Annotated in this window: 30 protein-coding genes; all 30 read right to left on the reverse strand. The window is 41.6% G+C overall.

What is annotated here, in order from left to right:
* Position 1: 1 nt before the first annotated feature.
* Entirely contained in the window at positions 2-784 is a 783-nt protein-coding gene (locus ACP69X_RS06150) for an isoprenyl transferase (protein WP_039178577.1), read from the reverse strand.
* A 129-nt stretch (positions 785-913) separates the two neighbouring features.
* Positions 914-1471, reverse strand: coding sequence for a ribosome recycling factor (frr, locus tag ACP69X_RS06155; RefSeq protein WP_041084844.1), 558 nt, complete (start codon positions 1469-1471; stop codon positions 914-916).
* Between the two features lies 1 nt (position 1472).
* Complete coding sequence (gene pyrH / locus ACP69X_RS06160) at positions 1473-2195, reverse strand: UMP kinase (protein ID WP_008344767.1); 723 nt, start codon at positions 2193-2195, stop codon at positions 1473-1475.
* A gap of 134 nt (positions 2196-2329) precedes the next feature.
* A complete protein-coding gene (tsf, locus tag ACP69X_RS06165; RefSeq protein ID WP_034281801.1) occupies positions 2330-3211 on the reverse strand; it encodes a translation elongation factor Ts in 882 nt (293 codons plus the stop codon).
* A 91-nt stretch (positions 3212-3302) separates the two neighbouring features.
* Positions 3303-4037, reverse strand: coding sequence for a 30S ribosomal protein S2 (gene rpsB / locus ACP69X_RS06170; protein ID WP_024426991.1), 735 nt, complete (start codon positions 4035-4037; stop codon positions 3303-3305).
* Positions 4038-4192: 155 nt separating this feature from the next.
* Positions 4193-4732, reverse strand: a complete 540-nt coding sequence (locus tag ACP69X_RS06175) for a hypothetical protein (protein ID WP_041084845.1) — start codon at positions 4730-4732, stop codon at positions 4193-4195.
* Positions 4733-4753: 21 nt separating this feature from the next.
* Entirely contained in the window at positions 4754-5521 is a 768-nt protein-coding gene (locus ACP69X_RS06180) for a FliA/WhiG family RNA polymerase sigma factor (protein ID WP_024424154.1), read from the reverse strand.
* A 24-nt stretch (positions 5522-5545) separates the two neighbouring features.
* Entirely contained in the window at positions 5546-6046 is a 501-nt protein-coding gene (locus tag ACP69X_RS06185) for a chemotaxis protein CheD (RefSeq protein WP_024424155.1), read from the reverse strand.
* Complete coding sequence (locus ACP69X_RS06190) at positions 6046-6672, reverse strand: chemotaxis protein CheC (RefSeq protein WP_041084846.1); 627 nt, start codon at positions 6670-6672, stop codon at positions 6046-6048. Before ACP69X_RS06190 ends, ACP69X_RS06185 begins: the two co-directional genes overlap by 1 nt.
* A 12-nt stretch (positions 6673-6684) precedes the next feature.
* Entirely contained in the window at positions 6685-7146 is a 462-nt protein-coding gene (locus ACP69X_RS06195; protein WP_041084847.1) for a chemotaxis protein CheW, read from the reverse strand.
* Positions 7147-7170: 24 nt separating this feature from the next.
* A complete protein-coding gene (locus ACP69X_RS06200; protein WP_426052530.1) occupies positions 7171-9198 on the reverse strand; it encodes a chemotaxis protein CheW in 2028 nt (675 codons plus the stop codon).
* A 5-nt stretch (positions 9199-9203) separates the two neighbouring features.
* Complete coding sequence (locus tag ACP69X_RS06205; protein ID WP_041084850.1) at positions 9204-10277, reverse strand: protein-glutamate methylesterase/protein-glutamine glutaminase; 1074 nt, start codon at positions 10275-10277, stop codon at positions 9204-9206.
* Positions 10274-11179, reverse strand: coding sequence for a MinD/ParA family protein (locus ACP69X_RS06210; RefSeq protein WP_073979493.1), 906 nt, complete (start codon positions 11177-11179; stop codon positions 10274-10276). Before ACP69X_RS06210 ends, ACP69X_RS06205 begins: the two co-directional genes overlap by 4 nt.
* Positions 11173-12291 (reverse strand): flagellar biosynthesis protein FlhF, encoded by a 1119-nt coding sequence (gene flhF / locus ACP69X_RS06215; RefSeq protein ID WP_426052531.1) that lies wholly within the window; start codon positions 12289-12291, stop codon positions 11173-11175. The genes ACP69X_RS06210 and flhF overlap by 7 nt, the downstream gene beginning before the upstream one ends.
* On the reverse strand, positions 12291-14324 hold the full coding sequence (gene flhA, locus ACP69X_RS06220) for a flagellar biosynthesis protein FlhA (protein ID WP_073979492.1): 2034 nt from the start codon (positions 14322-14324) through the stop codon (positions 12291-12293). Before flhA ends, flhF begins: the two co-directional genes overlap by 1 nt.
* A 29-nt stretch (positions 14325-14353) precedes the next feature.
* Positions 14354-15442 carry a flagellar biosynthesis protein FlhB gene (gene flhB / locus ACP69X_RS06225; RefSeq protein WP_073979491.1) on the reverse strand — a complete coding sequence of 363 codons (1089 nt, stop codon included), beginning with the start codon at positions 15440-15442 and terminating at the stop codon, positions 14354-14356.
* Entirely contained in the window at positions 15439-16218 is a 780-nt protein-coding gene (fliR, locus tag ACP69X_RS06230; protein ID WP_024426982.1) for a flagellar biosynthetic protein FliR, read from the reverse strand. Before fliR ends, flhB begins: the two co-directional genes overlap by 4 nt.
* A 6-nt stretch (positions 16219-16224) precedes the next feature.
* A complete protein-coding gene (gene fliQ / locus ACP69X_RS06235; RefSeq protein WP_003211206.1) occupies positions 16225-16494 on the reverse strand; it encodes a flagellar biosynthesis protein FliQ in 270 nt (89 codons plus the stop codon).
* A 16-nt stretch (positions 16495-16510) separates the two neighbouring features.
* On the reverse strand, positions 16511-17176 hold the full coding sequence (fliP, locus tag ACP69X_RS06240) for a flagellar type III secretion system pore protein FliP (protein WP_008354479.1): 666 nt from the start codon (positions 17174-17176) through the stop codon (positions 16511-16513).
* Complete coding sequence (gene fliZ / locus ACP69X_RS06245) at positions 17169-17828, reverse strand: flagella biosynthesis regulatory protein FliZ (RefSeq protein ID WP_041084854.1); 660 nt, start codon at positions 17826-17828, stop codon at positions 17169-17171. The genes fliP and fliZ overlap by 8 nt, the downstream gene beginning before the upstream one ends.
* An 18-nt stretch (positions 17829-17846) precedes the next feature.
* A complete protein-coding gene (locus tag ACP69X_RS06250) occupies positions 17847-18209 on the reverse strand; it encodes a response regulator (RefSeq protein WP_007499584.1) in 363 nt (120 codons plus the stop codon).
* Positions 18210-18236: 27 nt separating this feature from the next.
* Positions 18237-19361: a flagellar motor switch phosphatase FliY gene (fliY, locus tag ACP69X_RS06255; protein ID WP_041084855.1), complete on the reverse strand. Its 1125-nt coding sequence runs from the start codon at positions 19359-19361 to the stop codon at positions 18237-18239.
* Positions 19351-20349, reverse strand: coding sequence for a flagellar motor switch protein FliM (fliM, locus tag ACP69X_RS06260; protein ID WP_024424167.1), 999 nt, complete (start codon positions 20347-20349; stop codon positions 19351-19353). The genes fliY and fliM overlap by 11 nt, the downstream gene beginning before the upstream one ends.
* 32 nt (positions 20350-20381) lie before the next feature.
* On the reverse strand, positions 20382-20810 hold the full coding sequence (gene fliL, locus ACP69X_RS06265) for a flagellar basal body-associated protein FliL (protein ID WP_041084856.1): 429 nt from the start codon (positions 20808-20810) through the stop codon (positions 20382-20384).
* On the reverse strand, positions 20807-21022 hold the full coding sequence (locus ACP69X_RS06270; protein ID WP_008344794.1) for a flagellar FlbD family protein: 216 nt from the start codon (positions 21020-21022) through the stop codon (positions 20807-20809). Before ACP69X_RS06270 ends, fliL begins: the two co-directional genes overlap by 4 nt.
* Before the next feature lie 37 nt (positions 21023-21059).
* Positions 21060-21851 carry a flagellar basal body rod protein FlgG gene (gene flgG, locus ACP69X_RS06275; RefSeq protein WP_426052532.1) on the reverse strand — a complete coding sequence of 264 codons (792 nt, stop codon included), beginning with the start codon at positions 21849-21851 and terminating at the stop codon, positions 21060-21062.
* Positions 21852-21868: 17 nt separating this feature from the next.
* On the reverse strand, positions 21869-22315 hold the full coding sequence (gene flgD / locus ACP69X_RS06280; RefSeq protein ID WP_041084858.1) for a flagellar hook assembly protein FlgD: 447 nt from the start codon (positions 22313-22315) through the stop codon (positions 21869-21871).
* Entirely contained in the window at positions 22315-23640 is a 1326-nt protein-coding gene (locus ACP69X_RS06285; protein WP_073979490.1) for a flagellar hook-length control protein FliK, read from the reverse strand. Before ACP69X_RS06285 ends, flgD begins: the two co-directional genes overlap by 1 nt.
* Positions 23641-24342 (reverse strand): MotE family protein, encoded by a 702-nt coding sequence (locus tag ACP69X_RS06290; RefSeq protein WP_041084861.1) that lies wholly within the window; start codon positions 24340-24342, stop codon positions 23641-23643. It abuts the gene before it with no gap.
* Positions 24343-24354: 12 nt separating this feature from the next.
* A complete protein-coding gene (fliJ, locus tag ACP69X_RS06295) occupies positions 24355-24798 on the reverse strand; it encodes a flagellar export protein FliJ (RefSeq protein ID WP_024424173.1) in 444 nt (147 codons plus the stop codon).
* Positions 24799-24802: the final 4 nt, after the last annotated feature.

Consider the following 24802-nt stretch of genomic DNA (forward strand, 5'->3'; position numbering starts at 1 on the left):
TCTAAATTCCACCGAACCTCCGGCCGCGGCGCTGGTACTCTCCAATAGCGCCTATAAGGTGCTCATCAGAAAAGTCAGGCCAAAGCACATCCGTAAAGACAAACTCGCTGTAAGCAATTTGCCAAAGCATAAAGTTGCTTAATCTAATTTCTCCACTCGTGCGAATGAGCAAATCCGGATCTTGAAGAGATTCTGTCATTAAATAAGCTGAAAACATCTCTTCTGTGATGTCTTCTGCTTGAAGCTTACCTTCTTTGACCATTTCAGAAATTTGTCTGCATGCGGAGACGATTTCTGTGCGCCCCCCATAGTTGAGCGCAAAGTTCAAAACGAGTCCGTCGTTATTTGCCGTACTCTTTACTGCATTCTCTACCGCTTTTTTCGTATGCTGCGGGAGGCCGTCTGGATCACCTGTTAAACGCACACGGACATTTTCCTCGATGAGTTCAGGCAGGTAGATGTTTAAAAATTCTTCAGGAAGTTTCATTAAAAAGTCTACTTCTAGTTTTGGACGTTTCCAATTTTCCGTAGAGAAAGCATACAAAGTCAGCACTTTGACATTCAGCTCATTTGCAAGCTTTGTCATGCGCTTGACGACTTTCATTCCTTCATGATGACCTGCTACCCGTGGAAGAGCACGTTTTTTCGCCCATCTTCCGTTCCCATCCATGATAATGGCGATATGTTCAGGAATTTCTCCATTTAATATGTCTTCTTTTGTCAGGCTTTCTAAGTTGGAAGCTGCTGTTTGCTGATTCTTCCAATTTTTGAGTATATTGAGCATGAGATTCCTCCATCACCCAAAAAGGTTGCGTTCCCGCTAATAATATAGTCATCAACAGTATTAACAAAAAAACCCCCTGTAAACATGAAGAGGGTCTTTTCACTATTATCTATTGTACATAGTTTTTTCTTAAACTTCCATGATTTCTTTTTCTTTATCTTTCGTCACTTCATCAATTTTAGCGACATATTCATCTGTCAATTTTTGAACATCCTCTGTCGATGATCTTAATTCATCTTCAGTGATCTCCCCATTTTTCTCAAGCTTTTTCAAATCATCGTTTGCATCACGACGAACGTTACGAACAGCTACTTTTGCTTCTTCTGAGTATTTTTTCACTACTTTCACAAGCTCTTTACGTCTTTCTTCTGTCAGCGCAGGAATCGCAATGCGGATCACATTTCCGTCACTTGTTGGCGTGATGCCAAGATCAGACTTTTGGATCGCTTTTTCGATATCACCGATTGCTGTTTTATCGTAAGGTGTGATAATCAGCATACGTGCTTCTGGCACTGTGATTGACGCAATTTGGTTAAGAGGTGTTTGTGCACCGTAATAATCAACTGTCACTTTATCAAGCAGTGAAGCATTTGCACGGCCTGCACGAACAGTTGCAAGCTCACGTCCGTATGCTTGTACGGCTTTTTCCATTTTTTCTTTCGTTTGGTTCAACACTTCTTTTGACACGTTATTTCCCCCTCACGATCGTTCCGATTGATTCGCCATTTACGGCACGTTTAATATTTCCTTCTTCCATAATCGAGAAGACAATTAATGGAATGTCATTGTCCATACATAATGAGGACGCAGTAGAATCCATTACAGCAAGCCCTTCTTTAAGTACATCAAGATATGAAAGCTTATCATATTTTACTGCATCCGCATCTGTACGAGGATCAGCACTGTAGACACCATCTACATTATTTTTCGCCATTAAAATGACATCTGCTTCAATTTCTGCTGCACGAAGTGCTGCCGTAGTATCTGTAGAGAAATAAGGGTTACCTGTTCCAGCAGCAAAAATGACAACACGTTTCTTCTCAAGATGACGGATCGCTTTTCTTCTTATGTATGGTTCTGCAACCTGTCTCATTTCGATAGAGGTTTGCACTCTAGACTGAATGCCAAGCGTTTCTAGGCTGTCCTGTAACGCCAGTGAGTTCATCACTGTTGCCAGCATCCCCATGTAGTCTGCTGTTGCACGGTCCATTCCTAGATCACTGCCTGTCTTTCCGCGCCAAAGGTTTCCTCCGCCTACAACGACTGCAACTTCAACATCAAGCTCTGCAATTTCCTTTACTTGCTTTGCAATTGATTGAATGACAGTTGGGTTAATTCCATTTCCAGCATCACCCGCTAGTGCTTCGCCACTTAGCTTCAGTACAATGCGATTATATTTCGGTTTGCTCATGATAACCTCCAAGTGTATACTATACCGTCTCTTATTATGCGTAAGAAACTGCCTTTTGTAAATCAATATCCTCTAAAAAATAGGGAACACAGTGCTTGTGCTCCCTAAAAAAGCCCCAGAGAGCTTTTCAAACATTATTTTTTCACTTGGCTCATAACTTCTTCAGCAAAGTTGTCTTGACGTTTTTCGATACCTTCGCCCACTTCATAGCGAACATAAGTTTGAACAGTTGCGTTTTTCGCAGCTACAACTTGTTTCACTTTTTCATCTGGGTTTTTAACGAACGCTTGGTCAAGCAAGCAAATTTCTTCGAAGAATTTGTTTAGACGGCCTTCTACCATTTTAGCTACGATGTTTTCAGGCTTTCCTTCTTGAAGCGCTTGCTGAGTCAATACTTCACGCTCACGGTTTGCTTCTTCTTCTGACACTTGGTCACGAGAAATGTATTTAGGGTTTACAGCTGCAACGTGCATTGCGATGTCTCTTGCAAGCTCTTCGTCAGTTGTTCCGTTAAGAACAGCTAACACACCGATACGTCCGCCCATGTGCAGGTAAGAACCGAATGCAGCATTATCTTCTTTTGTGATGACTGAGAAACGGCGTAGAGTGATTTTTTCTCCGATTTTCGCAATTGCAGATGTGATATGCTCTTCAACTGTTGAACCGTTTTCCATTTTAGAAGCATGAGCTTCTTCAATTGTTGCAGGTTTAGCAGCAAGCAAATGATCAGCAAGTTCGTTAAGAAGTGCTTGGAATCCTTCGTTTTTTGCAACGAAATCAGTCTCAGAGTTCACTTCTAGGATGACGCCTGTGTTGCCGTCAGTTTTGATAAGAGTTAATCCTTCTGCTGCAATACGATCTGCTTTTTTCGCAGCTTTTGCGATTCCTTTTTCTCTTAGAAGGTCGATTGCTTTCTCGATGTCACCATCAGTTTCTGTTAACGCTTTTTTACAGTCCATCATACCTGCACCAGTTTTTTGACGCAGTTCTTTAACTAATTGAGCAGTAATTGCCATTTTACATTTCCTCCTTCTATGTTAAAACACGGATTACTAGGTGAAAAAAAGGTGATAAAAGGCATTTCCCTCTTATCACCTTTTGAATAGGTTACGCAGTTGTTGTTTCAGTTTCTGTCGTTTCTTCTACAACAGCTTCTTCTTCGCCTTGTTTAGACTCAAGAATCGCATCTGCCATTTTAGCAGTTAGAAGTTTTACAGCACGGATTGCATCATCGTTTGCAGGGATCACAACATCAATTTCGTCTGGATCACAGTTTGTGTCAACGATACCGATGATTGGGATATTCAATTTACGAGCTTCTGCAACTGCAATACGCTCTTTACGAGGGTCGATAATGAAAAGTGCATCCGGAAGACTCTTCATATCTTTGATTCCGCCTAGGAATTTTTCAAGACGCTCTAATTCTTTTTTCAGTTGAACGACTTCTTTCTTAGGAAGAACTTCGAATGTACCGTTTTCTTGCATTTTTTCAATATCTTTTAAACGTTTGATACGTTTTTGGATTGTTTCAAAGTTTGTTAAAGTTCCACCAAGCCAGCGTTGGTTCACATAGAACATACCAGAACGGATTGCTTCTTCTTTCACTGAATCTTGTGCTTGCTTTTTCGTACCAACGAAAAGGATTTTTCCTCCGTCAGCAGCAAGGTTTTTCGTGAAGTTGTAAGCTTCCTCTACTTTTTTCACCGTTTTTTGAAGGTCGATGATGTAGATACCGTTACGCTCTGTAAAGATGTAACGCTTCATTTTTGGGTTCCAACGGCGAGTTTGGTGACCGAAGTGAACACCAGCTTCTAGCAATTGTTTCATAGAAATAACTGACATTTTGTTGCCTCCTAATATAATGGTTTTTTTTCCTCCGCTTAAATCATGTTCACATAAAACTGCGCCACGGCAGCACCTTCATACGAATCATTAAGCGTGTGTATTTAACACCAAGAAATAATATAACACATGATGGACTGACAATCAAGAATCCTTTACAGCTTTCCGCTAAATTTTAATAAAAGCTCGATTTCTGTCTTACCAGTTTTCATTTCTTTCGCTATTTCTTCTAGTGATCGCCCTTCATCATATAGGGTCTTCACTTGGTTCTCGAATGTTTCTTCTATTTCACTTTCAGAAGGCAGAGAAGTCTCTGTTTCAAGTTGTGGAACGGGTTCGTTTACCTTCTCTTCCTGCACCTCAACTTCGCTAAGGAGAGCCGACAGGTGCTCTGGTACGGGATCTTCACTTTCGACCGATTGCTGGGATTCAATTGGTGGTTGTGGCTGCTTTGGTGTCTGAAGATCCGATTTCAGCTCTTCAGCAGAAAAATCAGGGGAAGCGGCTGCCACTTTTGACAGTTTGTCATTCTCTTCTTTGACTTCCATCAAAAATGCAGCCAGGGTATTTTCCGTTTCTTCTAGAAGTTCTCGCTGCTTTTGTTCTGTTGCCTTCAGCGAATTCATTCTCGTATATAAAATAATCACAAAATAAATAAGTGCAGCATGAAGCATGAAGCTAATCAGCCATAACATATTTTTTCACTCACTAACTCTTTAAGATTGAATGGCTTTATCAAGCAGATGCTTAAGCTTGAACAAGGCCTTTGAATGAATTTGCGAAATGCGCGAGGTAGATAAATTGAGCACTTGACCGATTTCCGTTAATGTCAATTCTTCTTTATAGAAAAGACTGATCACGAGCTTTTCTTTTTCAGAAAGCTCAGTGATTTTTTCAGAAAGCTGTTCAATTAATTCATCTTTCAGCATTTTCTCTTCTGGAGTCACAGACTTCTCGTCGCGAATCATGACTTGGACGTTTTCTCCGTCTTCTTGATCATGCAGCTTCTCATCGATTGAGAGCAGATTTGCAAAGAATCCTTCATTCATCGTTGTGACGACATCCTGTTCACTCATGCCGAGTTCCTCAGCCACCTCTGTCGGCGTCACATTACGCAAATAACGCTGTTCAAGCTTTTCTATAGCCGCTTCTACTTTTTTTGTTTTTTCTCTTGATGTACGAGGCAGCCAGTCCTCTTTACGAAGACCGTCGATGATGGCCCCGCGGATTCTGAAGGATGCATATGTATCAAACTTCAGATCTCTTCCGGGATCAAATTTTTCAAGGGCATCATATAAACCGAGCATCCCTAGACTGATCAAGTCTTCTTTATGCACTGACTTCGGGAGACCGATGGAAATTCTTCCAACATGATATGTGACGAGCGGCATATAGCGGCGCATAAGATCATCTCCAGCAGCTGGGTCTTTCCACTCTTTCCATCTAGCCCATAGCGCCTGATCTTCGTAATTTAAGGATTGCATCTTTATCCCCCTATACTTCCTTAGTTATATCTTCATAATGCCTTGCTTCACAGTACGGATCTCCAGCTCTGCCGTAAGCGGATCGAATTCAATCGTACGGCCACTATTTCCGCCTGTATCCTCACTAATAATCGGGATATGATGAAGAGACAGATGTTCTTTCACAGCTGAAACGTTTCTAGGTCCAATTCTCATAAGATCATTGGTTGACTTAAACTTAAACATTTCCGCCCCGCCAGCAAGTTTTGCCTTTAGCGCATGTTTGCGTGCGCCTGCTTTTAGGAGCAGATCAATTGTATGCTTGACACCTGTATCTGCATATTTAGCCAAGTTCTCCACCGCCCCTTTTGAAAGAGAGGAATCTGGAAGCATAACATGGACAAGGCCTGCCAGCTTTTTGTCTTGATCAAACAAGACAAGCCCTACGCAAGAACCAAGACCGGATGTCCGAATGCGATCCGGTGATTTGACTAGCTGAACATCCGCAATACCAACCTTTACAACTGCCGGAATTTGCACGTTCATTATAGGTTACCTAATGCTTTGAATAGTTTTTCAAACGATTCAAAGTCTGGTAATAGAAACATATTTCCTTTCAGCTCTTGCTTGTTTTGATCATCAAAAATAGATGTATCAATCACAATCGCCTGATCACCAAGAGGACTGAATTGCATTAACCCTTCACTAATGACAGCCCCGAACATATCGAGCGTGACATCTGGAACACTTGGGTAAAGCTGCAATTTTGTTAAATCGGCAAGGGCTGATAAATAAGAGCCCGCTAAAATATTTCCTAGTTCATGTAGTGCTGACGTCCCCATCTCATGTTCATGAATCGTATCTATATCAAATGCCGGGTCCTGGACAAGCTCTCTTACAAATTGCTCCGCTTGCTCAAATGGCATAATGAAAAAGATTGAGCCGGTTAAATCCCCTTCCATTCGCAGGAAAATGCTTGCAACAGGAAGGTCCGCACCGCCAAAGAAATCCATTAAATCTTCAAACGAGAGAACCTTGACAAAAGGAACAGCCATATCGATTTTGCGATCCAATAGGTTGGCAAGAGCAGACGCTGCGTGGCCTGCCCCGATATTCCCAACCTCTCCTAAAATATCTAGCTGTTCATCTTTAATTTGGTTGAAAATGCTCATTTCACATCCCCCTTAATGAACAGGTGCATCTTGAACACTCTTGTCGAGGACAGCACCGGCATGAATGATATTGAAAAGACGCTGATCATGCTTAATGATCCCTGTCACCCATGACTGTCCTTCTTTTTCAGCTGATTCAGGAGAAGATTCTACTTCTTCCTGATGGACGGTTATGACATCATTTGCTTCATCAACAATCCAGCCGACTTCAATGTCACCAACTTGTACAATGATCATTCTTGTTTCATCTGTAATCTCGTTGTCAGTAGAACCAAGTCTGACTCTCAGGTCAATGACAGGAGTTACGACACCGCGTAAATTAATAACACCGCATATATAAGGGGCAACGCCAGGAACTCTTGTCGGCTGCTGCCATTTTTCAATGGACTTTACTTCTGATACTGAAATGGCGTATTCTTTTTTGTTTACGATAAACACAATCATCTTTTCGCCAGTTTTGATATCTGTACTCATTTCAGACCGCTCCTCTATTGTTTTTTACTTGATCAGTGCATTACAGTCAACGATGAGTGCAACTTGACCGTCACCTAGGATCGTTGCGCCGGATATCGCAAATACGTTTGGCAGATAATCTCCTAGTGATTTCAATACAACCTCTTGCTGACCAATAAATGAATCGACCACAAACGCTGTCAACTTGTCTCCTTTACGAACAACAATGATGTGCAGTTCTTCCTCTAATTCATTCGCATTTGGTACGTGGAATTGTTTCTTCAAGTACACGACCGGTACGATAAATCCGCGGAAATCAATCACTTCACGATCATGCGTTTGCAAGATGTCACTTTTCTTAATGACAGCCGTTTCAATAATAGAAGAAATCGGAATCGCAAATGTTTCATCTTCTAGTTTTACAAGAAGAACGGAAATAATCGATAGTGTCAGCGGAAGCTGGATCGAGAATAGTGAGCCCTGCCCCTCTGTTGAGTTAATGCTCACAGATCCGCCAAGTGATTCCAGCTTGTTTTTCACAACGTCAAGACCTACACCGCGGCCTGAGATGTCAGAAATCGTATCAGCTGTAGAGAATCCTGCTGCAAAGATCAATGAATCAATTTGATGATCTTCAAGCGTTTCTGCTTCTCTTTCTGTAATAACTCCGCGCTCTAATGCTTTTTCAAGCACCTTTTTACGGTTAATCCCGCCTCCATCATCTTCTACTTCAATGAAGACATGGTTTCCGCTATGATACGCTTTTAATAGAACCGTACCTTTTTCCGGCTTGCCTTTTTTCACACGTTCTTCTGGTGATTCAATCCCATGATCTAGACTGTTTCTAAGTAAGTGCAAGAGCGGATCTCCAATCTCGTCGATCACTGTTCGATCAAGCTCTGTCTCAGCACCCTCAATAATAAGTTCGATTTTCTTATTAAGCTCTTTCGTCAACTGACGAATCATACGCGGGAATCTGTTAAAGACAGTTTCCACAGGTACCATTCTCATGTTCAGGATGATTGATTGCAGGTCTCCAGAAATACGTGTCATTCTTTCGACTGTATCTGTGAGTTCGTTATTTTCTAGTTCTTTGGCAATCTGTTCTAATCGGCCTCTATCAATCACAAGTTCTTCAAATAGATTCATTAGAGAATCTAGACGGTCGATGTTGACACGAATTGTTTTTGTGCCGCCGGCAGCTGCACCGTTATTACCATTTGCTTTTGGCGCATCGTTTGCTGGCGCTTTCGCAGCAGGAACGGATTCTTCTTCTTTTTTCTGTTCAATCTGCGCCTCTTGTTTTTCAGCCGGAGCTGCATCTTCAAATGCAGAGACTTCAGATATCTCAACCTTCTCAACCTCTGAGATCGCCGTGACGATTTTCTGCACTTCGTCCATCGGCAGTTTAGAAAGATAAGAAATGCTGAATTCTGATTCGAAATCTTCTGATTCTAACAGCTCTGCATTTGGAACGGTTTTGACAACCTCGCCTGCTTCATTTAGTCTTTCAAAAATCATATAGACACGAACGGCTTTTAGTAGGCACGCTTCGCTTAATGTCACGTTGAGTTCATAGCATTTGAAGCCTTGCTCTCTCGCTTCATCAAGAACCGTTCGTTCAAATTCATTATAATCTAAGTCATTAGCAGCTGCTGATGCATCTGCTGTTTCAACGCTAGAAGCTGCCTCAGCATGGCTTCCTGTCACATCTAGCTTTTTACTAATCTCTGTGACATCACGTTTCCCGTCTCCTCCTTCTGCAATCGATTGAACCATTGCTTCAAGATGATCGAGTGCTTCGAACATCGTATCCATTGACTCAGGAGTGACAATCATTTGTTCATTGCGGATAGCATCAAACATGTTTTCTAAATGATGCGTTAAGTGAGCCATATCATCAAAGCCCATCGTTGCACTCATGCCTTTCAATGTATGAGCTGCTCTGAATATATCATTCACTAGCTGCAAGTCGGTTGGGTTCTTTTCTAAATCAAGAAGTTTTTCATTACAAGTTTGTAAGTGTTCTCTGCTTTCATCTAAAAAGATATCTAAGTATTGGTTTACATCCAACGTGTTCACGCCCTCTCTTTTTTCATGGAGCTTATAATTGCATGTGCGATGTCATCCACATGCCTTGTTTCATGTACAAGGCCTGCTTTAATGACTGATTTAGGCATTCCGAAAACAACACATGATTCTTCTTTTTCTGCAATGACTTTCGTATGACCGCTTGCGACCATTTTTTTGACACCTTCGGTACCGTCACTGCCCATACCTGTCATAATGACAGCGATTTTCTCGTAACCCTTTATGTTGCTGATGGATTCAAATAAATAGTTAACAGATGGTTTGTGCCGGCTTTCAGTATCTTCAGGGGACAGCCTGATAACGAGTGACCCCCCTTGGTCATGAAGTGACATATTCATTCCACCAGGAGCTATGTAAGCCACTCCATTTTTCGCGATGTCTCCATCTTGTGCTTCTTTAATCGTAATTTGTGATAAATGGTCTAACCTAGCAGCAAGTGATGCCGTGAATCCTGCCGGCATATGCTGCACAATCAATATAGGTGCCTCTATGTCCTTAGGCAGCTTCGTTACGACTCGTTGAAGTGCCCTTGGCCCTCCAGTAGATGTTCCGATAGAAATAATCTTTCGGAGTGAAGCTCCTTTTACTGTTTGCAGACGGGGTGCAGCGACTGGACTTGGCGGCTTTATCACTGGCTTAGGAGAAACCTTCTCTTCAGTGCGTTTCCTTGACAGCCCTGCAGCAAGTACCCGCTCTACAATTTGCCCCCTCACTTTGTGCAAATCGAGCGAAATACTTCCCGAAGGTTTTGTCACAAAGTCGAAAGCACCGAGTTCTAAGCAATGGATGGTTAAATCTTTCCCTTGCTTTGTCTGGCTTGACACCATAATCACGGCAAGGTCGTGTTCAGCCAGAATTTGTTTTAATGCTTCTGTTCCATTTAAAACAGGCATTTCCACATCTAATGTGACAACATCTGGATTCAGTTCCTTGATCCGTTTTAAAGCATCTTCCCCATTTCGCGCCGTCCCGACGACTTCAATTTCTTGCTCAGCACTTAGAAAATCACTAATGAGCTTTCTCATAAAGGCCGAGTCATCTACTACTAGCACTCTAATCATGAGTCCACCTTCCTCCTTTTAAAAAAAGAGGACAACTTATCTATAAACGTATGCTGTTCTCTCTGTGCCTCTCTTATCTGCTGATGATATAGTGTTTCTGCCAGCATCTTAATGGTTTTACTCAGCCTTGAATGAGGCTGCTTCATATAAAATGGAATTTGTTCTGATACTGCTTTAGGAACCGCAGGATCATCAGGCACAGCGCCAGCAAATACAAGTTTTCTGTGAAGAAAAGATGTAACCACTCCTGCTAATTTCCGGTAGGTTTCAGATCCTTCAGATGGTGTTTTGCACCGGTTGACAATGATTTGCACAGACCGTTCAAACTGATGAATGGCTAAGTGCTTAATCGCGCTGTAGGCATCCATGATGGATGTTGGCTCTGGCGTAGTCACAACGACCACTTCTCCCGCTGATAAGACAAATGGCAGCTGATCTTTTGACAGGCCGGCACCCATATCAAAGAAAATACAATCGAAGCCCTGCATCATTTTTTCCATCTCTTCCAAAAAGAACGACCATTGATCTTTATCTAAAGAAAAGAGCTGTTCAAGTCCACTTCCGCCAGAAATGTAATATAGGTTATCCGTTCCTTTTGTCATAGCTGCTTGGAAGGATTTTTTTCTAACGAGAACATCTAATATAGAGCTAGTCGATGTTTTCCCTAGTAAAATATCAATATTCCCCATCCCAAAATCAAGATCGATCACTAACACTCTTTTACCTGTGCTTGCGATTGACAGTGCCATATTCAGTGTCAAATTCGATTTACCTACCCCGCCTTTACCGCTCATGACGGCAATGGTTTTTGCCTGTCCGCTGACGTTAAGAGGAGCCGGTGTGATCATTTGACTCTGCTGAACTAGTTTTCTTAACCCTTCTGCTTGGTCGGGCTTCATGATTGTAAAACCATCCTTGTAAGTTCAAGAGGAGAACCTTCAAGAATATCCTCAGGCACATTTTGGCCATTTGTTAAAAAACCAAGTTTGATTTGAGAGTCTGCAATGATTTGAAAAATGGTTCCCATCGTATCCGTTTCATCTACTTTTGTAAAAATGAATTGATCGATTGGAACGTGTTCAAAGCGTTTGACCATGGCTTTCATGTCTTGATACTTCGATGTAGCACTCATCACAAGGAAACTTTGAATGCTCTCATCAAATGGAATAATGTCGGTCAGCTCTTTGATATACGATTCTTCTTTAAAGTTACGGCCTGCTGTGTCGATGAAAATATGATCATACTCTTTAAAGGTCTCTTGAGCTTTTACAAAATCCTCTCTCGAATAACAAACCTCAAGTGGTGCATTCAGCAGTTCAGCATATGTTTTCAGCTGTTCGATCGCTGCAATCCGGTACGTATCGGTTGTAATAAAAGCGATCTTTTTTTGCTGCTGGATGGCCGTTTTAGCAGCCAGCTTTGCAATCGTTGTCGTTTTACCAGCTCCAGTTGAACCGAACAGTACAATGTATTTTGAAGAAATCATCGGCTCATCAGAGGTTTTAGCTGGCAGCATATCTGTCAGCAGTTGTTCAAGTTCTTTTTCTATGTGATCTTCTTTAACCGCGCCCTTTGTTAAAAGACCTTTCAGGCATTCGTCTCGAATGGCATCATCAAGACCTTTATCCTTTAGCTTTTGATCGATTGCTATGAGAGGTTCAGGCAGAATACCCGCATGCCGTTCATTCCTCACATATTCTAAAGGCTGAGTATGAGAAGGCGCTGGTTTAGCCGCCTTGGGAGCAAAGGATGGCTCTTCGGGCTGCTTTTGAACTTGTTCCTTTTTTGGTAACACTGGAAGAGGCGGCGCAGGGTTTAACCCTTTGCCAGCTCTTTCCTCGAAATCTTGATCCAGCACTGCAATCACTTCGACCATTTGCTGTTTCTTTAAACCGAACAGTTTGCGTTTGACAACGGTTTTGGAATTTAAAATGACGGCATCTTTCCCAAGCTGCTGCCTGATTTGAATCGTTGCCTCCTGCATAGAATTTGCTGTGATTTTTTTCATTTTCATTAGATATCCACCACTCCGATGCTCTGTACTTCCACATTCGCTTCTAGTTCGTTATAAGATAGTACCGGTAAATCTGGGAAATATCTTTCTAACAACTGCTTAACGTACATTCTTATAGGAGGTGAGCATAATAGAACCGGCGTTTCCTGACGAAGCGAAAGCTGTTCAATTTCTCTCGCCACTGATTGAATCACACTTTCAGAGGATTCTGGATCTAACGATAAGTAGTTGCCATGCTCTGTCTGCTGAACGCTGTCTGCAATCACCTTTTCTACTCGGCCTGAGCATGTCACGACTTTGAGTGATTCATCTTCTCTTGCATACTGTGCGGTAATCTGTCTTGCCAGCGCCTGTCTGACATACTCTGTTAATAAATCTGTATCAGTCGTTAATTTTCCGTAGTCTGCAAGCGTCTCAAAAATGGTGACAAGGTTTCGGATAGAAACCTTTTCTTTCAGCAGCTTCGCCAGTACTTTTTGAATATCACCGACTGCCAGCGGATTTGGCGTTACCTCATCCACTAAGACAGGATAACTTTCTTTCAGATGATCGATTAATTGCTTCGTTTCTTGGCGTCCGAGCAGTTCGTGTGTGTTTTGTCTAATCTTCTCTGTGATATGAGTAGACACGACAGATGCTGGGTCTACAACCGTATAGCCTAGCATCTCAGCCTGATCTTTTTCTGCTTCGGATATCCATTTAGCTGGCAGGCCAAAGGATGGTTCGATTGTTTCAATACCTTCAATTGGATCATCATCAGGCGTTGGGGACATCGCTAAGTAGTGATCAAGCAGCAGCTCCCCTTTTGCTACTTCGTTCCCTTTAATTTTCAATCGGTATTCATTTGGGTTCAGTGCAATATTGTCACGGATCCGGACAACTGGAATGACAAGACCTAGTTCAAGGGCAAGCTGCCTTCGGATCATCACAATTCGGTCTAACAGATCACCGCCCTGATTTGCATCAGCGAGCGGGATGAGACCGTAGCCAAATTCAAATTCAATGGCATCCATTTGCAGGAGATGAATGACGCTTTCTGGACTTTTCATCTCTTCTACCTCTGCCTGTTCCTCCAGCACCTCTTCAATTTCTTCTTGGTCTTGTTTGTTTTTCGACATCATGTATGCGCCAAGTGCTAGTAAACCTGCGATCGGTCCTGTCAAAAGTATGCCGATTGGTGTAAACAGCCCAAGAAGGAAGATCGTGCCCGCTGTCACATAAAGCATGGCTGGGAATGCAAAGAGCTGCCCTGTAATGTCTGACCCTAGATTTCCGTTAGAAGCGGCTCTAGTAACAACAATCCCTGTTGCCGTTGAGATGAGGAGTGCTGGAATTTGCGAAACAATTCCGTCCCCTACCGTTAATAGCGTAAAGTGGGAAGCTGATTCTTGAATCGACATACCTTGCTGAAGCATCCCGATAATGATTCCAAATATAATATTGATGATGACGATGATAATACCTGCGATGGCGTCCCCTTTAACGAACTTACTGGCACCATCCATCGCTCCATAAAAGTCTGCTTCTCTCGCTACTTTTTCACGGCGATTTCTTGCTTCACTTTCTGTCAGCATTCCTGCATTTAAATCTGCGTCAATACTCATTTGTTTACCTGGCATCGCATCGAGTGTAAATCTTGCCGCAACCTCTGATACACGCTCTGCCCCTTTTGTGATAACAATAAACTGAATGATGATCAGGATAAGGAAAACAACAAGACCAACGAGGACATTTCCTCCAACAACAAATGAACCGAACGTTTCGACAACCTTTCCAGCATCTCCTGTTGAAAGAATAGAACGTGTTGTAGAGATGTTAAGCCCTAAACGAAACAGCGTTAAGAGCAAAAGCAACGATGGAAAAATTGAAAATTGCAATGGTTCTTGCATGTTCATTGTGGTGAGAAGCACGATAAGCGCAAGAGAAATATTAATAATAATTAAAATACTTAATAAAACGGGCGGAAACGGTATGACCAGCATCGCCACAATTAAAATAACACTGAATAAAACAGATAAATCTCTTGCTGACATGCCTGTTCTCTCCTTTTAAAACCAAAAATTCATAAAATCTTTTGTTTCGTTTTATAGACGTAAGCTAAAATTTCTGCGATGGCCTTAAAGTAATCTTCTGGCACCGCTTGGTTGATGTCGACTTGATCATATAGCGCGCGGGCGAGCGGCCTGTTTTCTACAGTCATGACATCGTGTTCTTTCGCAATTGTTCTAATTTTCAAAGCCAAAATATCCGTTCCCTTTGCCACAACATAGGGCGCGTCCATTTTTTCTTCGTCATACTTTAAAGCAATGGCATAGTGGGTTGGGTTTGTAATGATGACGTCCGCTTTTGGGACTTCTTGCATCATCCGTCTCATGGCCATTTCCCGCTGACGCTGTTTAATCTTTGACTTGATGAGCGGGTCACCCTCTGATTTTTTATACTCATCTTTGATGTCTTGTTTGGACATCCGCAAGTTTTTTTCATAATCAAATTTCTGATACATATAATCAAGCCCTGCCAAGATGAGAAGAGCACCAGCAGCATACAGCCCCATAATCAAGGTCATATTTGCGACGAAATGAAGGGTTTCCTCTGCAGTTAATAAAGGAAGCCGCAGAATTTCGTCAAAGTGCATCCAAAGAGCAATAAATGTCGCAAAGCCAACAAAGCCTATTTTCAAAATCGATTTTAATAGCTCTACGAGGGCTCGAATACTGTATATCCGTTTAAACCCTTTGATTGGGTCAAGCTTTTCTAATTTCGGTTGAATCACTTCTGTCGAAAAGAGAAAGCCGACTTGTAAATAGTTACTGATAACGCCTGCCAGCATACCAACACCAAGGATTGGCATGAGGAGGAGCCCTGTTTCCTGAAGCAATTCCAAGAATAATTGATGAATATTAGATGTGCTAACCTTCATTAGCATGGTTGTTGAATAAAAACGTTCAATGAGCGCGATAATCCGCTCTTTCATAAAAGGCCCAATAAAAAAGAATGATAAAAAGATTAATAGAAATGAGATGGCTGTATTGACGTCGGTACTTTTGGCAACCTGTCCTTTTTTACGTGAATCCCGCCTTTTTTTCGGCGTTGCTTTTTCTGTTTTTTCACCTGCGAAAAATTGCAAGTCTAGTCTAAGCCTTGTCATCATGACGAACCACCGACCAATGCTAAGAAATTCCTCATGGTGAGTACGATCGTTTCAAATGTATTTTGGACAACACCGAAAATGACGCCCATACAGATGATGATCATGATAAAACTCACACCCATTTTAATAGGAAGTCCAACCACAAAAACGTTCATTTGCGGAACTGTACGTGCCACAATCCCCAGTGCCAAATCGACTAAAAACAGACTTGCCACTACAGGTGCCGAGATTTGAAAGGCGATGATAAACATTTGGTTGAAGCTCTTTGCGATAAAGTAAGCAAAGGATTCACTGCCAAAATTCAGCGCGTATTGATCAACTGCAATGTATTGAAAGCTGTAATAGATTCCATCAAGCAGCAGGTGATGCGCGTTTGTTGCCAGCATCAACAGCAATGTGACCGTATAAAAAAACTGTCCCATCAGCGGCGTCTGCGCCCCTGTTTGCGGATCAATAATATTGGCAATCGCAAAACCCATTTGAAAATCAATGAATGAGCCGGCAATTTGAACAGCGGACACCATGATGTATGCAATCAGCCCAAGCAGCAGACCGACCATTGCTTCTTTCACCGCAAGCATCATATAAAGACCGTCGATGTCGAGTGCTGGCGGTTCTTTTATGGTGCTAAAACTAATGACGGCTAAAAACAGTGAGAATCCAACTCTGTGTACAGCTGGGATCGTTCTATGCGCTAAAAGTGGTACTGTCACAAAAAAAGCGGTGATCCGAATAAAAACTAATAGAAAAGCAGGAAATAATTCTATGATTGACATCGCTGGTTAACCTGCAAATCGATCTAAATTCGAGAACAGCTCTGTCGTAAAGGACACGATTGTTGAAAGCATCCATGGACCAAACACAACAAGCCCAATGAGTACAGCAACAATCTTAGGAATAAACGCAAGCGTTTGTTCTTGAATTTGGGTTGTCGCCTGAAACACACTGACAATCAGTCCCACAATGAGTGCGAGCGCTAGAAGCGGCCCACTCACAAGCAATACTACATACACTGATCTTTCAGCCATCGTAATGACAAATTCTGAACTCATGTTTTAAGCACCTACTCTAAAAGCTTTGCAGCAAAGATTTAACTATCAAATACCATCCATCGACTAAAACAAATAACAATATTTTGAAAGGGAGTGATATCATAACCGGCGGAAGCATCATCATCCCCATTGACATCAGAACACTTGCGACCACCATGTCAATAATTAAAAATGGAATAAAGATCATAAAACCAATTTGAAATGCCGTCTTTAATTCTGAAATGGCAAAAGCGGGAACCATCGCCGTTAAAGGAATATCTTTAATCGATTCAGGTGTATCCATTTTTGCGTAGCTAAGAAATAAAGCCAAATCTTTCTGTCTTGTATGTTTACTCATAAACTCTTTAATGGGCACTTCGGCTTTTTCATACGCCTGATTTAACGTGATGTCATCATTTAAAAGCGGCGTCAGCGCCTCTTTATTAATCTGTGAGAACGTGGGTGCCATGATAAAAAATGTGAGAAACAAAGCAAGTCCAACAAGCACTTGGTTTGGCGGCATTGAGTTGGTTGCAAGTGATGTTCTGACAAATGAAAGAACAATCACAATCCGTGTAAAACACGTCATTAAAATGAGAATGCCCGGTGCAACCGAAAATACAGTTAAAAGTAATAGAAGACGGACAGATGTGCTGATATTTCCTGCACCGCTGGAATTAAATAAATCGATAAACTCATTCATTTTGTTTCGGGCCTTTCTTTCTGACTTCTGATTGGGTCTTTTTCAATTCGGCTAGCTGCGCCTTTAAATTGGCTGAAAAAGAAGAAGTGGTCGGCTGATCATGTTTCTTTACCTGCGATGTGAATTTTTGAACCATTTTTGGTAAATCGGTCTTACTCTCCATCGCTTCTTCATATTGTTTTACGATTGCTTCACATTCTTGTTCATCATCAATTTCTTTTAGCAGCTGGATTGAGTCTGCTACGCCGACAACTAATACTCGTTTGCCCACCTTGATCAGCTGGACTGAACGGTTTTGTCCGACTGTCGTTCCGCCAATATTTTCAACATAGCGAAATGGTTTGAGTAAGCGGTTTTGCTTACCAACAAATCTCACCAATCCATAAATAAGCAGGATGACAAATAGTAAGGCACCAATCATTTTGACAAAATCCATAATGGAGACAGAAGAAGAGGGAACTTCTTCTGCCGGATTCGTTTGATTGTCAGTGGTTTTCTTCTCTGTATCCTTTTTGCTTTCTTTCCCATCTTTGAGCCAGTCATTCACTGTGCCATTCTCAGGATCTTTCGTTTCAGCAAACAGTGAGGCAGGCTGCATCGTCAAGAAAAGCATAAAACTGATCATTGCTATACATATCAAACGTTTTTTCAACAAATCTTACACCCTTTTTTAGCCTAACGTTTTATTAATTGCTTCAAGTACACGGTCTGCCTGGAATGGCTTCACGATAAAGTCTTTTGCACCTGCTTGGATCGCATCAATAACCATTGATTGCTGTCCCATTGCAGAACACATGATGATTTTTGCAGAAGCATCGATTTGTTTAATTTCTTTTAGTGCAGTGATTCCGTCCATTTCTGGCATTGTGATATCCATTGTGACAAGATCAGGAGATGTTTCTTTGTATTTTTCAACTGCTTGTGCGCCGTTTTCTGCTTCTCCTACTACATCAAATCCGTTTTTTACAAGAATATCCTTGATCATCATTCTCATGAATGCTGCATCATCTACGATTAATACCTTAGTAGCCATTTACTTATTCTCTCCCTGTATGTTTGTTTATTTTAAATTAGAAAGTCTTTCTGACTGACTTAAAATGTCAGTCACACGAACACCAAAGTTCTCATCAATGACAACGACTTCCCCTTTGGCGACGATACGTTTGTTAACTAGAATGTCGACTGGCTCACCAGCAAGCTTGTCCAGTTCAATGATACTTCCAGCTGAAAGCTCAAGAACTTCTTTCACACTGCGCTGAGTTCTTCCAAGTTCCACCGTAATAGAAAGCGGAATGTCCATCAGCATATCAAGGTTTCCAAGCTGGCTTGTTGTATGCTGAGGCTCACTGAACGCTTCAAATTCAACTGGCGCCACATTTACAGGTGCTGCCGGCTTTGGTTTCGCCTGTCTTTTCGGCGGTGCTGCTTGCTGCGCTGGAGCAGACTGCGTTTGCGGGGCTGACTGCTGAGGTTCAGGTGTGCTCACTTGAGCTTCTTGAACAGGCTCTTCTTCTTGCGCAGGGACTGTTAATTCTGCGATTAAATCCTTCGCAAATGTAATAGGATAAAGCTGCATAATATTTGAATCGATCAGTTCACCTATTGTTAATCTGAAGGATACTTTGACAAGCATTTCTTCAGCTGGAATACGGTCTGTCCCTTCTCCTTCTTTCACATCAAGTAATTCGACGCGCGGCGGAGAAATATCAATCTTTTTATTAAAGACAGTCGACATAGACGTCGCAGCAGAACCCATCATTTGGTTCATCGCTTCTTGCACTGCACTTAAATGAATTTCGCTTAAAGAAGGGTCAGCATTTGTCCCGTCTCCGCCCATCATTAAGTCCGCAATGACTGCTGCATCTGTTTGCTGGATAACAAGCAGGTTACTTGCGCTGAAGCCTTCTGTATAATTCACTTCAATAGCGACATACGGATGAGGAAATTCCTCATTCAGCTTACTTTTTTGAATCACTGTAACAGTTGGAGTTGTAATCTCCACTTTTTGATTTAATAGGGTTGAAAGTGCTGTTGCAGAGCTGCCAAATGAAATATTTCCGATTTCTCCAATGGCATCTTGCTCCATTGCAGAAAGGATTGTATCAGGCTCTATATCGTCATTGCTGCCTCCTTTAAGGAGCGCATCGATTTCATCTTGTGATAATTTACTTCCGTTATTCTCCATCTTCTTCACCTCTTATGTCGTGATCTAGAATTTGAATCGCCTGTTTCCGATTCACGCGGCCGGCCTGTCCCAAGAATTTCGGTTTATTTCCGACCATAACAGTAAGAGGCGCATTTACTGGTTTGTCCAAGGCAATACAATCACCAATTTCCAAATTCAAAAACTCTTCCACCGTCATTTCCGATTGTCCCAGCTCTGCGACTACCGGTATTTTTGCCTTCATAATCCGTTTTTCAATGGCCTTTGTTTCTTGCTGTTTTGGTTCATTTCGTTCAGACTGCATCCAGTAGTGTACAGACAGCTTCGGAATAATAGGCTCTAATACAACGTGAGGGATACAAAGGTTAATAACCCCGCTTACCTCGCCAATTTGTGTATTAAGCGAAATGACGACAACTGTTTCGTTTGGTGACACCATTTGAACAAACTGGGGATTTACCTCGAAATCTGCCATTTCAGGCTCGATGTCGGTTATGGACTGCCACGCTTCTCTGTAATTTTCCAAAGCTCCCTCAAACATGTTTGAGATAATCTTTGTTTCGATTTCTGTAAGTGATTCTGTCTTATTATGACTAATGCCAATCCCGCCCATCAGCCTGTCCATCATCGCATAGCCGATTGTTGGGTTTACTTCAAGCATGATTCTTCCTTCAAGCGGGCTGACATAAAATAAGTTTAATAATGTCATATTAGGAATCGAACGAATAAATTCTTCGTATGGTACTTGGTCAACCGAGCTGACAGTAATTTGAATATATGATCTTAGCTGCGCTGAAAAATGCGTGGTGAGCAGTCTAGCGAAGTTATCATGAATCCTTGTTAAACTTCGAATCTGGTCTTTTGAAAAGCGCAGTGCACGTTTAAAGTCATACACCTTCACTTTTTTCGTCGTTTCTTCTTTTTTCAGCTCTTCTGCATCCATTTCGCCTGTTGAGATGGCGGATAATAATGCGTCGATCTCATTCTGGGAAAGCACTTCTCCTGACATTTCTTCACCTCCATCGCGTTAATTAATCGCCTCTATTGCAGATTAAAGGAGGTTATATATACTTCTTTCACCTTGCCATCTTGCAAATAGTTATTCACTTTGTTTTTGACTTGTGTTTTAAAATGTTCTCTGCCTTTCTTACCATCAAGTTCATCTGCATTCGTGTCTGATAAAATGTCGATTACAGCATCTTTTACTTGGAAACTTCTTTTCTCAAGCTCTTCTTTTGCTTTTTCAGAGTCAGTTTCAATATTCAGGACAAGTTTGACAGCATTTCCTTCAGATTTTAAATTGGTGATAATCTCAGGAATTTCAACAGAAGCTTTTACGACTTCATCTGCTGTTGGCTCTTTTTCAGCTTTTGCTTCGTCTGACCCATTCAGCAGAAAAACGATGCCTGCTCCAATTCCGGCGATGGCAATAATCATGATTAGCATTACTACGACTAATTTCTTCTTCATTCAAACTCCTCTATTCCTTGATTCAATGAAATGACTTGGATTTTTCTGTAGAAAGAAATGATTTTCTCTTGAAGCTGCTCTTCATCTTCTTTCACAACGAATTTCTTTCCATTGGCCAAAGTAATGGTCGTGTCTGGAAAGCTTTCAATTTGCTCGATATGGAGAGCGTTCAGCATAAATCCTTTGCCATTTAATCTTGTCACTTCAATCATATTGAGCAGAGAAGCGATCATCCGCTCCTCCTACCTCCTATCGTTTCAGATTCACAAGCTCTTGCAGAATTTCATCAGAAGTTGTGATCGTCTTTGCATTCGATTGGAATCCGCGTTGCGCGATAATCATTTCGGTAAACTCGTCTGTTAAATCAACGTTTGACATTTCAAGTTTCCCTGGTTGGATCACACCAGTTCCTTGTTCACCAGGTACGATAGGGTTACTTGGTGCACCTGAGCTTAACGTTTGGCGGTAAAGGTTGTCGCCAACTTTGTCTAACCCTCCTGCGTTACTGAAAGATACGAGTGAAACCTGCCCAACATTTCTAGATACGTTGTTTTCAACAACCGAAATCGTTCCATCTGAACCAACACTGACACTTGAAATGCCATCTGGAATCGTTATCTTTTGTCCATCCATTCCAAGGAGGTAATTTCCGTCAGTAGTGGTTAAATTCCCCTCTGAATCACATCTAAAGTTCCCTGTTCTTGTATAAAGAATTTCTCCTTGACTTTCAATACGGAAAAATCCATCTCCATTGATATAGAAGTCGTAAGGTTCATCTGTATTTTGAGAAGATCCCGCTGACATAACTTTATCAATAGAAGATAAAGCTGAGCCTAAACCAACTTGTTTTGAGTTGATTGAACCAGAGTTGTTCGTTGGTCCACCAGAACTTGCAATTGTCTGACTGACCATATCTTTAAACGTGATACGGCTTTTTTTGTATCCGTGTGTATTGACGTTGGCTACGTTATTGGCTACCACATCTAATTTTGTTTGGAAGTTTTTCATTCCGCTAATTCCTGAGTAAAGTGAGCGTAACATTTATTTTCCTCCTCTAATTACTTCGTTTTTTCTCCAACTGCTGTAACATCCCAAGGGCTGATTTTCGTTCCATCTTCTAAAATCAAGAAGTACTCGTTGTCTATGTTTTTAACAGACTTCACAGTGCCCGATATCTCTTTATCATCCAGCTTGCCCGATACTTCTTTACCAATCCAGCCTACATACGTCGTAAACGGATCTTGGTGTGCAACAAATGTAGACATGAGCTGATTCAGCTTGGTGATCGAATCGTTCATATTGGTTTGCTGTTCTAAAGATGAAAAAGTTGCAAGCTGTGTGACAAACTCACGGTCATCAAGCGGATTTGTCGGATCTTGGTTTTGAAGCTGCGTGAGCAAAATTTTCAAAAATTGATCTTTGCCGAGCGTATCTGTTTTCTTTTCTGCTTTTGAAGAAGTGTCTGTTTGTGCGGCTGTTCTATTCGTAGCATCGACTGTTGCCATTAGATCTCCTCCTCTTCTTCATCTGACCCAACAAGAGCATCCAGAACATCTTGGAATTCTGCTTCCTGTTCATCAGTCTGCTGGAAATTCTGTCCTTTTGGCTGCTGCTGCTTGTTTTCTTCACTAAACTGTCCAAATAACGGCTGCTCATTTGATTGAAGCGGTATATGGAAACGGTCCACTTGAACCGACATATTCGGAAGCGCCTGCTTGAGCTGCGGCAGATGATGCTCTAACAGCTCTTTCGCTGCTTGTGTCGAGGCTGTAATTTTACTCGCATACATACCGTTTTGCTTCGTTAGCTGAATGGTAATAAACCCAAGATTTTCAGGATTTAATCGAACGGTAAAGCGTCCGCTTGAATTGCCAAACGGCGTGAATTTCATTTGCTTCCACGTGTTTAGAATTTGCTGATCAACCGTTCCTGGCTTTTCATCAGTCGTTTGTGTCTGCTGAACAGGAGCCGCTGACTGCAGTTGGAAAAACTGCTTATGACCTGGCAAAAGAGTATGGGTCATTATTTTTTCAGAAGCTGGTGCAGCTGTGCTTTGTCCTTTTACAACTTCTTTTTTGATGAGCCACTCAAGAGATGCATTCCCTTTTGCCGGAGAAGCGAGAGTAGATTCTTGTTTTGGAGAGACTAGTTCCTTCAACTCTCCTAGTGAAATTTTCCACTCTTTGTCAGATCCTTTCGCACTCGCCATCATATGATCGATTAACTGATTAAAGTGCTTTAGCTCACTTTGAGTCATCGAATTCAGCTTTGGTGCTGAACCCTGCGAAAAGACCTGCTCTTTTACTTGTTGAATGAGTTTCTCATCTACCTCGTTTTTCGAAAGAAAGTCGATGAAGTCTTGACCTTTTCCTTCAATATCCTGCACAAGTTTCGCATCAAAGCTGAGCGGCTGTTGATTGAACAATTGATAGATGAAAAAGTGGACTTGTATGAGTTGTTCACTATGTTCAGAACCTGGCTTTTCAGCTTGATCACCGTAAATGGAAGATTCCATTTTTTGAAATAATTCTTCAAGTGACTTGAGATCAGTTGCTTTAAGTGTTTGACCTTGTAGTGTTTGAAGCGCTCTTAGTAGGTCTGCGCTCATTCCTTCTTCAGGTGATTGCATCCATTTTTCAATGATCTGCATCGCATCATTGATAGAAAGAGAGGCAGAAGCGGCTGTCTCAGCATCAACAGGACCGCTTTGGGCGCCTGCTCCGCTAAGTAATTGTTTAAACAAACCGCTGGCAGTTGCCGCGCCGCCTCCCTTTGTTCCCGAGAGACCTTGAGAAGATTGCTGTAAGGCTGCAATATCCAATAGCTTCACTTATTGTCCACCCCCATTTTCACTTTCTTCTTTTTTGGCGAGCTCTTTTGTAAACGTTGCTGCCTTCTGAGGTGTCAGTTTTGCTAATATGTCTGTCAGTTTATTTTTGCTCAGCTCTTCAAGGATTTTTAACGCCTCTTTATCACTTAATTCTGATAAAATTTTTGCGGATTTCCCTGGGTCCATGCTTTCATAAATGCTGGCGACCTTTCCTTTTGTCTGCTGATTAGAGGATGAAGCTGCATCAGAGGAAGCCCCTGCTGAGTTATTACCTGACGTGTTATTTGATGAGCTGTTATTCGATGAACTGTCATTGGCTGACGTATTCTTTGAATCATTTTCAGATGTTTTTTCAAGTGAGTTGATTTTTTGATTTAGCCTTTTAATCTCCTCATCACTTGTTTTCAAATCTTTTTGTGCAATTTCGAGCTCATTTTTTTGCTCTTTAATGGTCTTTTTCAGTTCTTTCAGCTCTGCATCACTTTGATTATTAGGTGAAGATGACGTTTTTGAGCTGTCTTCTGAACCAACCAAACTGCTGATCCCCGGAATGTTTTGGAGCGGTTTTTTTAGATCAAAACCTGCCATATAAAGGATCGTGCCAGTGACAATCACAAGCACAATCAATGGGATGATGACAATAAACAAGATCCATTGAAATTTCCCGCCGCCTGATTCCTTCGTTTTTTCCTTCTTAGGCATTCATCTCGACTCCTAATGTCCTTGAAACATGAATTGGCTGATAGAGATATCATCCATTTCTTTCATTTCAATTGCCTTATGTTCAAGGGAGAACTTTTCAAATTGCTTTTCTTTCATTTTTTCAAACTTTTTAAACTCAATGTTTTTTTCAGTTAAATCAGATTGTTTTTCATTCATTTGATGGCGTTTCATGATCACAAGCTGCTGATAATGCTGAATGGTGTTATCTAAGTTGGTCACAAATTGCTGGTAATGACGCATTTCTTGAACACTCATTCCACTTCTCAGCTTTTCTTCTTTGCTTTTTTCCATTAGCTCTTTTTTACTCATATTTTCATAGAGTTTTTCAGCGACTTGCTCAAATGCCGAAACGGATTGTTGGTACGCTGCGAGTGACTTGTCTTTTTCACTTTCTTTCAGTTCTAAGAGCTTTTGAAATTTGTATTGATATCTCACTGTT

This window comes from Bacillus sp. DC4300-2b2, assembly GCF_049895685.1.
Taxonomy (GTDB): Bacteria; Bacillota; Bacilli; order Bacillales; family Bacillaceae; genus Bacillus; species Bacillus safensis.

Bases quoted from the DNA above. Each gene is read 5' to 3' on its own strand.
- ACP69X_RS06150 (WP_039178577.1), bottom strand. From the start codon at position 784: ATGCTCAATATACTCAAAAATTGGAAGAATCAGCAAACAGCAGCTTCC.
- fliM (WP_024424167.1), bottom strand. From the start codon at position 20,349: ATGTCAGGAGAAGTGCTTTCCCAGAATGAGATCGACGCATTATTATCC.
- ACP69X_RS06250 (WP_007499584.1), bottom strand. From the start codon at position 18,209: ATGGCTACTAAGGTATTAATCGTAGATGATGCAGCATTCATGAGAATG.
- flhB (WP_073979491.1), bottom strand. From the start codon at position 15,442: ATGATGACAAGGCTTAGACTAGACTTGCAATTTTTCGCAGGTGAAAAA.
- fliY (WP_041084855.1), bottom strand. From the start codon at position 19,361: ATGGAGAATAACGGAAGTAAATTATCACAAGATGAAATCGATGCGCTC.
- flhA (WP_073979492.1), bottom strand. From the start codon at position 14,324: ATGTCAGCAAGAGATTTATCTGTTTTATTCAGTGTTATTTTAATTGTG.
- ACP69X_RS06175 (WP_041084845.1), bottom strand. From the start codon at position 4,732: ATGTTATGGCTGATTAGCTTCATGCTTCATGCTGCACTTATTTATTTT.
- flgG (WP_426052532.1), bottom strand. From the start codon at position 21,851: ATGTTACGCTCACTTTACTCAGGAATTAGCGGAATGAAAAACTTCCAA.
- ACP69X_RS06205 (WP_041084850.1), bottom strand. From the start codon at position 10,277: ATGATTAGAGTGCTAGTAGTAGATGACTCGGCCTTTATGAGAAAGCTC.
- rpsB (WP_024426991.1), bottom strand. From the start codon at position 4,037: ATGTCAGTTATTTCTATGAAACAATTGCTAGAAGCTGGTGTTCACTTC.
- tsf (WP_034281801.1), bottom strand. From the start codon at position 3,211: ATGGCAATTACTGCTCAATTAGTTAAAGAACTGCGTCAAAAAACTGGT.
- ACP69X_RS06185 (WP_024424155.1), bottom strand. From the start codon at position 6,046: ATGAACGTGCAAATTCCGGCAGTTGTAAAGGTTGGTATTGCGGATGTT.
- flgD (WP_041084858.1), bottom strand. From the start codon at position 22,315: ATGGCAACAGTCGATGCTACGAATAGAACAGCCGCACAAACAGACACT.
- ACP69X_RS06180 (WP_024424154.1), bottom strand. From the start codon at position 5,521: ATGCAATCCTTAAATTACGAAGATCAGGCGCTATGGGCTAGATGGAAA.
- fliL (WP_041084856.1), bottom strand. From the start codon at position 20,810: ATGAAGAAGAAATTAGTCGTAGTAATGCTAATCATGATTATTGCCATC.
- fliR (WP_024426982.1), bottom strand. From the start codon at position 16,218: ATGTCAATCATAGAATTATTTCCTGCTTTTCTATTAGTTTTTATTCGG.
- fliP (WP_008354479.1), bottom strand. From the start codon at position 17,176: ATGAATGAGTTTATCGATTTATTTAATTCCAGCGGTGCAGGAAATATC.
- ACP69X_RS06290 (WP_041084861.1), bottom strand. From the start codon at position 24,342: ATGCCTAAGAAGGAAAAAACGAAGGAATCAGGCGGCGGGAAATTTCAA.
- pyrH (WP_008344767.1), bottom strand. From the start codon at position 2,195: ATGAGCAAACCGAAATATAATCGCATTGTACTGAAGCTAAGTGGCGAA.
- fliQ (WP_003211206.1), bottom strand. From the start codon at position 16,494: ATGAGTTCAGAATTTGTCATTACGATGGCTGAAAGATCAGTGTATGTA.
- ACP69X_RS06195 (WP_041084847.1), bottom strand. From the start codon at position 7,146: ATGAGTACAGATATCAAAACTGGCGAAAAGATGATTGTGTTTATCGTA.
- ACP69X_RS06270 (WP_008344794.1), bottom strand. From the start codon at position 21,022: ATGATTGAAGTGACAAGATTAAATGGCAAAGGATTTATGCTGAACGCT.
- flhF (WP_426052531.1), bottom strand. From the start codon at position 12,291: ATGAAAATGAAAAAAATCACAGCAAATTCTATGCAGGAGGCAACGATT.
- ACP69X_RS06190 (WP_041084846.1), bottom strand. From the start codon at position 6,672: ATGAGCATTTTCAACCAAATTAAAGATGAACAGCTAGATATTTTAGGA.